Source organism: Paenibacillus phytorum (genome assembly GCF_013141715.1).
Taxonomy (GTDB): Bacteria; Bacillota; Bacilli; order Paenibacillales; family NBRC-103111; genus Paenibacillus_E; species Paenibacillus_E phytorum.
The window spans coordinates 19,503-32,987 of sequence record NZ_WHOA01000214.1; the positions used below are offsets into that span (position 1 = coordinate 19,503).

Below are 13,485 nucleotides of genomic sequence, written 5' to 3' on the forward strand. Positions count from 1 at the left end.
AAAGGGGCATTAAGATGAAACGACCGAACCTACTCTTTGTATTTCCCGACCAATGGCGCAAGAATGCGGTAGGAATGAGAAACGATGATCCAGTCTATACTCCCCATATCGACAAGTTTGCTGCACAAAGTGTCGACTTGACCAACGCAATCAGCTGCTTTCCGCTTTGTTCACCTAACCGATCGGCGATGCTGACCGGGCGGTTTCCTTTATCAACGGGAGTCACAACGAACTGCAAGCTTGGCCTTCAAGTGAAACTGAACGACGATGAAGTAACAATCGGTAATATCTTGAAAAAGGAAGGATACCGCACCGGGTATATCGGTAAATGGCATCTTGATTTGCCAGAAACGTCGATAGATCCTGAACCCATATCTGGGGCCGTTCATTGGGATGCATATGTACCACCTGGTCCACGGCGTTTCGGGTTTGATTTCTGGTATTCGTACAACGCCTATGATCGACATATGTCACCTCATTATTGGGGAGATTCGCATGAAAAGCTCGAGCCGAACGAATGGTCAACGAAACATGAAACCGATGTTGCCATTCGCTTTATCAAAGAGGAGGAGCATAACCAACCATTCTGCCTATTCGTATCTTGGAACCCGCCTCACCAGCCGTTCGAAGAAGTACCGGATGCATACAAGGCTCTATATGCGGATAAGCCCATTCATGTTCGGTCAAATGTGAACGAGGATGGCATAGAGCAAACAAACTTGCATATGCGCGAATATTTTGCTGCAGTGACTGGGACTGACCAAGAGTTCGGCAGACTTATGGCTGCTTTGGACGAGACAGGACTCACGGAAGATACCATCGTCGTGCTGACATCTGATCACGGAGAGACGATGGGTGCGCATGGATGGCTGGAGCACAAAAATATTTGGTATGAAGAATCCATAGGGGTTCCATGCTTTATCCGGTATCCTCGTACTTTGGTTTCGCATTCAGATTCGCTGCTTTTTAACAGCACAGATCTTGTCCCTACACTGCTTGGCTTGATGGGAGTAGCTGTTCCCGCGTATGTCCAAGGCACTGATTATTCAAGGGTTCTTTGCGGTGAGAGTGGCAAAAGGCCAGTTTCGGCTTTTATTTGTCATTATCCAGGCGATGTGAATTTACACAAGAAGGCGAAGGCGGAAGGCTGGGATATCAACGCATACGGATGGAGAGGTGTGAGAACGATTCGTTACACTTACGTTGCGCAAAGAAAAGCGGTAGGCGATGGCCGGTTGACACGCTTGTTGTATGACAATGAAATGGATCCTTATCAGCTTTCACCGCTGGTTTATGAGGGGGCTCCAAAGAATACTATTGCATTAGAGCTGGAAAAAGAACTTGTATCTTGGCTTCTAAAAGTTGGCGACAATTTTTCGTTAAACTAATTTGCTTCAAATATCGGATGGATAAAAATGTAAAATAAAACTTCGCGTATTGGATTAATTCCAATGGACAGGCCGGATCAAATTAGCCCCAAATGGAGGTATTTCGCAATGGAAAACCAGACACATCTGACTGGCCCGCTTGTTAGCGATTATGAATTTTTTACCAATTCAATCGATATGAACTTGCCGGGACTTGAAGATTTCAAGAAAGCAGTCGAATGCGAAGATTCCAAAAATATGCGCCGTTTATTTGCGGCGCATGTGCGGAAATCTTTGCGTCCTGACTTGTATTTTAGCATCCCGAATCATGAATTACAGAATGCGTTTTATTTGCCAGGTGAGACAATGGAAGAAATGGGCGAGCGCATTTTGTCTTTAAAGTTAGTCTCTAACGGTACGCCTCATCAGTTCACGGGGAAGGTGGATTGGTCCGTCAATCCCACGTTCAATCAATATAAAGAATGGACCTGGCAGCTAAATCGGCATTGGGATTGGGAAGTGTTGGCGAGGCTCTACCGGGGAACGGGGGCTGAGAGTTATGCTGAGGGACTTGTTAACCTGTTTACAAGCTGGGTCCGACAGGTAATCGTACCGGAGAATGAACCTGGATACGGATGGCGGACCATCGAGTGCGGTCTGCGCATGGGTAATGCCTGGCCATATGCCCTTCATGCCTGTTACCGCTCTCCTCATTTCACTGACGATGTGCTGGTAGATTGGTATAAGTCTCTGTGGGAACATGCTATATGGCTCCGATACAGGCATCGGGAAGGAAGCAACTGGCTGATTATGGAGATGAACGGACTAACCCACATCGGAGTGCTTTGTCCTGAATTCAAAGAAGCAAACAGTTGGCGAATTTATGCCCAGGAGAAGTTAATTAGGGAATTGAGCAGACAGCTATACCCAGGCGGATTTCAATACGAATTGAGTACGAATTATCATGAGGTTCTTATTCAGAATTATTTTCAAATCTGTCAACTTTACCGTGCTTATGGGATACCGCTTGCTCCCGAAATGGTTGACGGACTCGAGAATGCTTGCGCCATCCATGTCAAATTGATGATGCCGGGCGGTCTGTTGCCTGATGTAAACGATGGACGTTGGATGAAAGCATCGGCATTTGCTTCAATGCCTGAGGCGACGCGGTTGTACTCGCACCGGAAGGATTTCATTTGGGCCTACACGGAAGGGCGAGAAGGGGAACCTCCGGCGGAAACGTCCATCGCATTACCTTATAGCGGGTATTATGTAATGCGCAACGGCTGGGACAAGCAAGCTGTTTGGGCATTATTCGACGCGGGCCCATTCGGGAGAGCCCATCAGCACGAGGATAAACTTAACCTGCTGATCCATGCCTACGGAGAGCTACTGCTGACCGAAGGAGGCAATTACGCCTATGATGAATCTGAAATGAGGTGTTATGTGTTGTCTACTCGTGCTCACAACACGGTTCGCGTAGACGGGGCAGATCAAAATCGCAGAAGCGTCTATCAGTGGAAAGAGGATGACATCCATTTGCCAGCGAGTGCAGAATGGCGTTCCTCCGAAGATTATGATTATGTTCAAGGAACGTATGACGAGGGATACGGCGATCAGATGCAAATTAACGTAATGCACAGCCGCAGCGTACTGTTCTTGAAAAACCATCCGCTTATGTCTCCATGCTTTGTGGTGATCGACAAGCTGTCGCCTCAAGATGAAGAAACGCATGCGTATGAATTTATATGGCATCTGGCAAGCGAATCAGCGGTTGCACAAGGTTTAAAAAGTTTTACCTTAAATAAGGAAGGGCCGACGTTAATCCATATCGAACATGTGAGTAAGTACTATGTGATGGGCGGGGAAACGGTTCGGGCGCTCGATGATATCTCGTTAGAGATCGACCACGGGGAGTTCGTGGCGATTATGGGCCCGTCGGGGTCGGGCAAATCGACGATGATGAATATTATTGGCTGTTTGGATGTTGCGGATCATGGGGCTTATGTGCTGGATGGGGAAGCAATTAATCAGCTCAAGGATGCTCAGTTGGCTGAGATTAGAAATCGGAAGATTGGATTCGTTTTTCAGAGCTTTAACTTGCTGCCACGGCTCAATGCTTACGAAAATGTGGAACTGCCGTTGATTTATCGTGGGATGACGAGGAAGCAGCGTGAACCGCTTGTGATGCAAACTTTGGAAGCGGTGGATTTACTGGATCGGAGGAAACACTTTCCTTCGGAGCTATCCGGCGGACAGCAGCAACGCGTTGCGATTGCCCGGACTTTAGCCGGAGATCCGGCAATTATTCTGGCGGATGAGCCTACGGGAGCACTTGATTCGAAGACGGGCGCGGAGATTTTTGACATTTTCAAAAGGTTGAATTATCAGCGCAGGACGATCATTTTGATTACGCATGACCTGGCGATTGCGCAGCAGGCGAAGCGTGTTGTGCATTTTCGGGATGGGCGGTTGAGTGAAGTTGTATAGGTATAATAATAAAGACCGGGACTCCGAAAAATGGGGTGCCGGTATTATTGTTTTTCTGGCAATTGAGGTATCAGCAGGCTTATCAATTGCGCTGAACTATTGATACAAGGCTCCTTGAATACGTAGCAGTGTAAGCGAAATAGTCAGGTCCGGCGACCTTGCACTAATTACCTCCGTGTCTAGCTGTTCATGAAGCGCGCCCAATTGCTCGACACAGCCGACTCCGTCTATTGGGAGGCAAATGCATCGAATACAGCACCGTCGGAGACAGCTGTAATCTTCAGGAATGGATACAACTCATGGAAATCGAACGGTCAGAATCTCAGGTTGCAACTAATCGATAAGTAATGAACGTTATTACTGACTTCTGCAGTATGGAGTTGGTAGGGCAAGCCAGGCAGCCCACTTGGGTTTACTATCTAGTTAATATTGGGCTTAATAACGAGACTGTGTGCGGGGCTGGTCAAGCTGACTGACAACCACTCGTTTCACCCTTCTATAGATAAGGTTAGTGCATGAACCCTTCGAAACATCTAAAAAATGCAGGATTAGTGAAAAGTTTGTTGAAGTGTATTAGTCTATGGATAAAAAAGGGTGAAAAACTGATAAACAAACCTTGAGGTGGCGCCTAATGCGGTTTAAAAACAAAAAAAATCGAAGATATTTGCGTAAAATTTATCAGTGGATTGCATTAGCTATGCTATTGCCGCTAATTTCGTTTGCACTTATTGCATTTGTCAAAGTGGAGCAGGCTGTATTGGATAATGAGTATCAAGCGAACAAAAAAATATTGTACGAGGTAAAATATAATATTAACTTCATGGACGATATGATTGTTAATTCTATTTTATCTATGTACTATAACCCCGAAATTAGCCCATTGATATTTAATAATCATGTGGATTTTACAGAAATGCTAAATGAAATGAATAAAATCAAAACTTCGATCTTAAGTGTAAACCCTTTTATACAATCTATCTATTTGTATAACAGACATATCAAAACGTATTACACGACGCAAGCAGACTTGTTATTCAAAGATACCAATTTTGAAGCTTTGCTTCAATCCAAACAAGAATTACCAAAATTGAAACCTATACCGAGAAAAATCGAATACAACATAGAGAAAGATAAGAAAAGATATGAGAATGTGGTCACTTATTTAATGTATGACTTCAAGGATGAGCTAAATCAACCTGAGGGCGCTTTAATCGTAAACGCTAGTACCGAATGGCTTCTCAACAGTATTAAAGAGATTAATATGGTTGACGAAAAGCGGCATGATCAAATCATGATCCTTGACGATAATGGTGGAATTGTCGGGCATGAAATTGAAGAAAAAGGCACTTTGCAAGATTCTTTGAAAGCGATTTATCAACAGCACCATAGTGAACAAGCCTCTCCAGATAACACGGGATATTTTACAGAAGACATAAATGGCAAGAAGTATCTTATTACTTATACGTTTGTAGATAAAATGAATTGGACATTAGTGAAAGCACAACTATACGATGAAGTGTTTCAAAAAATCAGTACATTGAAATATACATTAATTGTGATTATCGTTGCTTTTATGATTCTGGCATTTATGGCTTCTATTTTTATTTCTCGGAAAATTTATAAACCGATTGATACTTTGGTAAAGCATGTCGTATCCAACGTAACTGAAATGGATCAATCCCATTCGAAGGACGAGATATCATATTTGAACAATGCGTACCAGTTTTCAATTGATCAATTAAACCAATACAAGCTTAATAAACAATCGGATCGTGAAATTCTGAAAACATACTTCTTAAGGAAATTGCTAATAGACAGCCAATCGGTTACTAAAGATGAGTTTGACAAAGCAGGATCTGAGTCAGGAATTGGCTTATCACAGGACGAACCCGGACTCGTTTGTATTGTGAAAATCGATAATCGTGCTCAATTTGAGGGGATGTTCAGTCCGTTTGATCGTGATCTTTGTACATTCGGCATCATTAACATTTCGCTGGAACTATTGTCTGAATGTTATCGGGTTGAAGTCGTTGAAATGAAAAATGATCATATGGCCTTTATTTTAAATATAGATGGGTCTGACAAAGAAACTATGGTTTTGGAAATAACCGCACTTTGGAATAAGGCACAATCGTATATAAGTCAATACTTCAAAGTATCTATTTCTATTTTTATTAGCGACCGTTGCGAAAATCTGCATGATTTGACCGACAAGTATGAGGTGGCTTTGAATAATTCAGTCTACCGTTTACTATTTGGCAAGTCTTGCGTTCTGACGAACAGGACCATTAAAGCCAATACAGACAATTCACAGGTTGGTTTTTCCGTTTCGTTGGAAAAGAAACTAGTCGATTCGCTAAAAAGCGGGAATGTCCTTTCGGCAGAAGAAACGCTGATTAAACTGTTTGATGAAATTGCCAAGTTGAACTACAATAACGTCTTTTTATCTATTATGGGTTTAGTCAATACGTTAAAACAGATGACAGAGGAAATTAACAGGAGTAGATTAGAACCTTTGCTAATCAATTACAACTTACTGTCCAACCAGCTATTCAGTATGGAAACATTGGATGAGCAGTACGACAACATTTTGCAAATTTGCAGAAGTATCGTAACCAAAGCGGAACGGACAGAGACCGATAAACATTCCATCATCAATAACACGGTTATCGAGTTAATTCAAGCCGATTATGCGAACCCAGCCTTGTGCCTACAGTATATCTCAGAAAAATTGAATGTATCTGCTAAGCAAATTAGTAAGATTTTCAATCAACAGTACGCTAGATCGGTTGCAGATTATATTAATGATGTAAGATTGGAAAAAGCGGCGGAATGGTTTGGAAGTTCCAATCGCAGTATTAAGGAAGTTCTCCAAAAAATCGGTGTGGAAAATGAGAGCTACTTTTACAAACTGTTTAAAAAGAAATACGGCGTTACGCCGAAGGAATATATTTTAAATAAACATGTACAGGGAACTAGGCAAGTGAACTAAATAAGATTTTTAAAGAGGCCCTTTAGTGTACTTGAACGATAAGTACAATAAAGGGCCGTTTTTACAATGAAAAATGCAATGAAATGCTCTTTTTACACTAGGATTTTGTGAACTGGTTAAAGTAAGATGTGGTCAAGAAGAGAGAGAGGGGGGGATATTAATGTTGGTTAAAACGTATGCGCATCAACCCAGGTGGGAGCAGAAAACTATTAAATAAAGGAGGAAGGTAAATTCAATGGGCAAATTTTTAAAGAAAATTACATCAATAGCATTGGCTTCAGCAATGGTAATGACGACATTTACATTTGCCAATACAATAGTAAGCGCAAGAGAGGTAAACGTTCAATCTCAACGGAATGTAATGGAAATAATTTATGTTTCTACAAACGGTAATGACACTTCCGGTGACGGTTCACAGGCCAATCCGTTTGCTACTTTACAAAGGGCGCAACAAGCAGTGCAACAAATTAATCAAAACATGACAGGCAATATCATAGTTAGCATTGCGCCAGGCGACTATTACATGCCAAGTACTCTTAACCTTACGTCGCAAGATTCCGGCACAAACGGCTACAACATTGTCTATGAAAGCTCGGGCGGAATTGGCGCTGCAAAGCTTTATGGTGGTATACCTGTTGATTCGAACGGCTGGACACAAGCCGCCCAAAGCGACGTTACCAACTACGGTATGCTAACAAGCATGGTAGGTAAGGTGTGGAAGGTTCAACTGAACAAAGCGGACTATCCCACAACATTCAGCGGTCTGAATTCATCGGCTTTTAATACATTATATGTCAATGATGCGCGGGCAACTTCGGCAAGAACGCCAAACCTTATTCCTCAGGCTGGATTCCCCGAAGCCAAGGATACCTATAACCGCGTAGCCGGAAGTTCCAATGGCACTAATATTCAAATCAATAAGAGTGATTTAACTGCAGATCAGATCAACGGATTGCAGCTAGCGCAGCAAAACGGTGAGGAAGTTGCCCAAGTGTTCACTTGGGACGGCGGTACCGGTGGTGTTAACGGTACGTGGGACTGGTTTACCGATACGGAACCTGTTGCAAGTGTAACCGTTGGTACCTCAACAATTACACTGAACCAGCCACAAGCAAATGTTTCGGATTTCTATAACAGATACCAATATAGAGTAAAATATACAGTAAGTAACGGTTCGAGATATTTCCTGCAACATAACCTCTCGTTCCTTGACACACCGGGCGAATACCATTATGACAAAACAACAGGCGTACTTTACTACTATCCGGCCGATGGAACGATGACAAATAAAACCGTTGTCACGCCAACCATGCAAACTGTCATCAATCTGCAGGGTACACCGAAGGCAAACCCCGGTGATCAACCCAATCCGACGCTGCAAGTACACAACATTGTTTTTGATGGTCTTGCCGTAAAGGACACAGAGTTTAGTGACTATTACAGCTATACATATAACTATGGTGATGCTAATGGTGGCATTGGTCAATTCCCGCCGGTAGCATTGAAGCCGGGCGTAACTCTGCCGGCATATGCTGAATCTGCCGAACGTCCGGCTTTCCAAGTTGGCAGTATTACGATGCAAGGCACCAACAACATAACAATCAAAAACAGTGACATAAAAAATGCTGGTATATATGGCATCTTTATGCTCGGTGACAATCAGTACAACACGATTGATAACACCACGGTTGAGCACACCGGTAACGGGGGGATTTCCATCGACGGCGGATATCCTGGCGTCGGCAAATATTCCAACCATCATACGATTAACAATGTTCTTATCCATGACGTCGGTCAGCTTGTAGGTCATGGGGTTGGTCTTACCGTTATGAGTTGTGGTCAGAGCACATTTAGTCACTTAGAGATTCATAATTCGCCCAAACGCGCAATGCTTATTCTTGGTGGTTACCCTCGCGGAGGGCAAAGTGCAAACCCGAATTTCGATAACGTAAGAGATAACTATACTGTCGGCAATCATTTCTCATACATCTACGTGCACCACACACATCAAGATGCAGGCGAAGATAGCGCTGTATTCATGTCCTGGCTTACTGCCGGAGGCGGACAATGGTATTCTTCGGGTACCCAGCACGGATCAAATGATGTTAACCATCTAACAACGAACCTGTCACAAATTGATACTTCAGTTGATCGTTATAATTATATGGATCAAGTGCTTATCTCTGATATAGGTACTGCGGCTTCTGTACATGAAAAAAATTCGGTTGGCGGATTGGATACTGCTATGGGCGCAACCGGGTTTGTTTTTTCAAACATTCAAGCACTGAACACGCAAAGTCACTCATTGGCCATTCGTCCTGGCAGCTATGGTGATATGTACATTTTCCAAAATACCACAAACAATGTCGACAGCGTAACTAGCGTGAAGTCGTTTGACCCGTCAAAAATGCAATACGGTTTAATTGGTTTAACGCCGTCCTTCCCGACTGAATTGCTCGGAGCGAATAGACACGTCTACCAACAAACAATACCGTCAAATGTATATTTTTCGGATACGTTTAACTCAGATACACTTGACATGACAAAGTGGGTAGTAGAAAAAGGCAATGTAGATATGTCTATGGGCATATTGGCAAATCCGACCGACCCGCGGCTTGGTATACGCTCGCTTCCAATTTATACACCACTTAATCCGAGCGGTGTTGTTGTCAGTCGTCCCTTTGCACAGCCACTCAATAAGGTTGTAACTGTCAAGTTTTTTGACAGACATAAAGATTATTTCTTGGGAGACACGCCAACAACCTCACCGCCGGATCCAATTTTAGCGCATATGTACTTGCGTGCCGATGATGGCAAAAACATATTGGCAATTGGCGCTAACGGTAATGTGTCGAAAGATTTCTATACCATTCAAAAGGGCAATCAGTCGATTGTAACTAATGTGCGCCGTGATTTCGGTTGGCGTACCCTTACGATGGACTATTCCTCCGGAACGAATGTAAAGATATCTATAGACAATCAGCAAGTTGCTGATTACACCTCAGCAGACGGTGTCACCACTGCATTCACATACGCTGGTATGGGGGACTGGGGAACAAGTTGGCCGGATGGAAAATCGGTCGGCAGTTCGACAGATTTCAGCGACTTTTACATCCATGGTGGCCAGGACGCTCAGCCAGTTCAACCTCTTATAACCGTTCCGCCAACAGCAATGCCGACTCAGATCTACTCTGAGAATTTCAGTCAATACTTGATTGGCAGCACGGTTAGACCGACTGGCTGGGTAGACAGCAGAGACGGTTCTTCAAATGCCAAGTCCTCCTATAAAATCGTGCAAGGCGCAACAGTCGGCCAAGCCGTGCAGATCACAAATCCGGACAATGTTGTATTCTATGGTTTGGGTAATTCATCACTGACAAATTACACATTGACTTTCCAAATGAAGTTTGTGTCATGGTCGGGCAATTCTAACGGCACATACGCAAATTTTGGCCCATCCGTCTATGTCAGTAGCAATAGTGGAGGGAATGTATCCCGTTATGAGCTCAGGTATAATTATCCGAATCTCTCGAATGGTCAATGGGTTATTTACCAAAGAGGCGGTAACCCCACCGACAACAATTTAGTAACCAATATCCAAATGCCTGCCGGCTTTGATATGAGTAACTGGAACACTTACAAAATTGTAGCGGGAAATGGTGGTATCACATACTACGTCAATGGCACTCAAGTTGCACAAGTATCCAATCCTAGCAATGCTTTTGGTGGCTTTGGCTTTGGCGGATATGATGCTACGTTTAATGTGGCAGACATTAGCCTTGTTCAGAATCCTGTTAATCCTCCACAGACGAACCTATCATCCGGCACGTATAGCAACCCGCAAAGCGTAACCATTACACCGGCAAATTCAAGCGATTCTGTGTATTACACCACAGATGGTTCCGACCCGGCTATTTCTGGAACACTTTATTCTGGAAATCCGATTAACATCAATTCCAGCTGTATCCTCAAAGTTGTAGAGGTGAATGCAGGGGTATACAGCGAGACAGTCGGGTATAATTACACGATAAGCGGAACAACGGCCGTGGAGACGGCAGTGGGTGTAAACAAACAACCGCTTCGTGATGCAATTGCCAATGCAATGTCGGTTACACAAGGAAACTACTCAACGACAAGTTGGGATGCTTTTATGTCTGCAATAGCTGGTGCCAATTCGGTGTTCAAAAACAACAGTGCAACCGGCTCCGATGTAATAAACACCATTGTCGGGTTGCAAACAGCCAGGGCTAAACTTATACCTACATTCTCGAGCGGCACTAATACTCTTTATTCAGAGAACTTCAGCGGGTACACAGTAGGCAGCACCTCAGCACCAACTGGCTGGTCGAACAACAGGACCGGCACCCCGAGCCTTGCACCTGTTTACAACCTTGTTTCCGACACAACAGACCCGAACAATGCAAGCGGTAAGGCATTGGATATTAAAATACCGGATACCATTGCCTACACCAATTTAGGCAACTCGTCGTGGACGAATTACACAGCCACCGCGAATATCAAATTTATTGGCTGGGGATCTAATCCAGGTTCAGCGGCATACGCAAACTTCGCCCCCCTTTCTGTCTATGTAAGTGCCATTAGCGGCGGAAATGTTAGCCGCTACGAGCTTAGGTATGTTTACAATAATCTAACAAACGGTTCATGGATTATCTATCAACGCAATAATAGTGGTTCACCAGCCGATAAAACGCTTGTGAGCAACATTCAAATGCCGTCCGAGTTCGATATGAACAACTGGAATTCTTACAAAGCTGTCGCCAGCACATCGTCTATCACTTTCTACGTTAACGGTACACAGGTGGCGCAGGTGCCAAATCCATCAAACGCTTTTGGAGGTGTTGGCTTTGGCGGAATTGACAACGAATTCCGCATTAACAACCTAACTGTAGCTTCCAATGCTTCGTCAGTGGCGTCGCCCGTGTTAGATACTGCCGCCGGAATATACGCAAATCCGGTTACTGTGAATGTAACACCAGGCACCTCTGGCGACAGTGTTTACTATACGCTGGATGGCTCCGACCCAACAATAAACGGAATGCTGTATACGGGTCCCATAGCCATCAATAACAGTCGTACATTGAAAATGGTTGAAGTGAATAGCAGTGGGTATTCTTCTTCTGTTTCCTCACATGCCTACACAATCACTCAACCTGCCGCTGCCACTCCAATGGTGGTTGTAAATCCGCGGTCACAGACTGTAACCGATCCTCAGTCAGTATCATTCGGTACAATGGCATACGCTTCTGATGGTGGAAATCTCACTTATCAGTGGCAGGTTTCAACCAATAACGGTACAACATGGAGCAACATCAGTGGCGCGACAAGCAGCACGTATACAACTGCTTCACCGGTAACAGTTGCTAACGATGGTACAAAGTATCAGTGCTTGATCACAAACACAAATGACTCACTCATGTCGGCAATCTATCCAACACCCGCCGCAATCTTGAATGTCGTAGAGATGCCAACGAATGCGAATTCTTTAACTATCTCAGCAAAGAGCGTAACCCCTCCCGATAGTGTCAGCAATGGAACTAACGGGCCTACAGGTACCGCATCCGTGACATTCACTGCTACTCAAGCTGGCACCTATTACTATAAAGTAGTGTACAGCGGGGCCGCACAACCAACGATTTCCACATCTGGAGCCGGAGTAACCAGTAATGTAGGCGATAATACCATCAGTATTCCAAATCTCGCACCGTATGTGCCATATACGGTCTATGTCCAAGAGAAGGATTCGAACGGCAATCTAAGTAACATTCTCAAAATGGATATTAGGAGTGGCACACCTATTCTTCGTTTTTCAACATCTGGAAACGGTACTGTAACCCAAGGCAGTGAGGGCAGTTATCTTTCGGGTACGGCAATGCCCGTTGTTGCAACTCCGGCTGCAGGGTCATACTTCCTTAATTGGACTGCATCCAATGTAGGGGTGTTTGCTGATGCGAACAGCACATCAACTGAATTCGCCACATCGTTCTATGATAATACCGTAACAGCAAACTTCTACAATGTGTCGAACTTTAATGCATCGACTACTAGCATAGTAAACGGCGGAACAAACACCGACCTAACTATTGATGTTGAGGGCACAAATTTAAACAATCCCGGTGCTGCCGTTGGCATGTACGTGTTAGTGAATGGCCAAAGTTATGTTGTAACAGCGGGTACGCAAACTGTAAATGTTTTAGCTCCTTCAAGCGGTGATAATATGATAGTTCAGCTTTATGACCAGAATGGCAACCTGCTCGGATCCACATCGATTATGATTGAATCCGACCAGATAGACGTCGCATTGGATAAAGCGAATCTTACTATCGGTTACGCTGAGGGTGACAGCGAAGTAGGTGTAACGAAAAACGTTCATTTGGTAACGAGCGGTGCGAACGGGACAATAATTACATGGAGCAGTGACGCTACATCTGTCATCGACGCAAACGGTAAGGTAACCCGCCCGTTATCGTCCGATGCGACTGTAAGGCTATCAGCAACGATCACAAAAGGTACTTTCTCGGACACAAGGACGTTCGTACTTAACGTATTAAAGGGGGTTCCTCTGGTCGACGCCGTGTTGTCTGCAGACATTACAGCACCAACCAATAGGGACGTAAC

Annotated in this window: 4 protein-coding genes; all 4 read left to right on the top strand. The window is 44.2% G+C overall.

From position 1 onward, the window contains the following. Nucleotides 1–14 precede the first annotated feature (14 nt). A complete protein-coding gene (locus tag GC098_RS30145) occupies nucleotides 15–1,388 on the top strand; it encodes a sulfatase family protein (RefSeq protein ID WP_171647166.1) in 1,374 nt (457 codons plus the stop codon). 108 nt (nucleotides 1,389–1,496) lie between these two features. Next, entirely contained in the window at nucleotides 1,497–3,857 is a 2,361-nt protein-coding gene (locus GC098_RS41340; protein ID WP_171647168.1) for a heparinase II/III family protein, read from the top strand. A gap of 631 nt (nucleotides 3,858–4,488) precedes the next feature. Beyond that, nucleotides 4,489–6,849 (top strand): AraC family transcriptional regulator, encoded by a 2,361-nt coding sequence (locus tag GC098_RS30155; RefSeq protein ID WP_171647170.1) that lies wholly within the window; start codon nucleotides 4,489–4,491, stop codon nucleotides 6,847–6,849. A 235-nt stretch (nucleotides 6,850–7,084) separates the two neighbouring features. Continuing rightward, nucleotides 7,085–13,485: immunoglobulin-like domain-containing protein (locus GC098_RS30160; RefSeq protein WP_171647172.1), on the top strand; the 6,401-nt coding region annotated here is incomplete at its 3' end.

Bases quoted from the DNA above. Each gene is read 5' to 3' on its own strand.
- GC098_RS30145 (WP_171647166.1), top strand. From the start codon at position 15: ATGAAACGACCGAACCTACTCTTTGTATTTCCCGACCAATGGCGCAAG.
- GC098_RS41340 (WP_171647168.1), top strand. From the start codon at position 1,497: ATGGAAAACCAGACACATCTGACTGGCCCGCTTGTTAGCGATTATGAA.
- GC098_RS30155 (WP_171647170.1), top strand. From the start codon at position 4,489: ATGCGGTTTAAAAACAAAAAAAATCGAAGATATTTGCGTAAAATTTAT.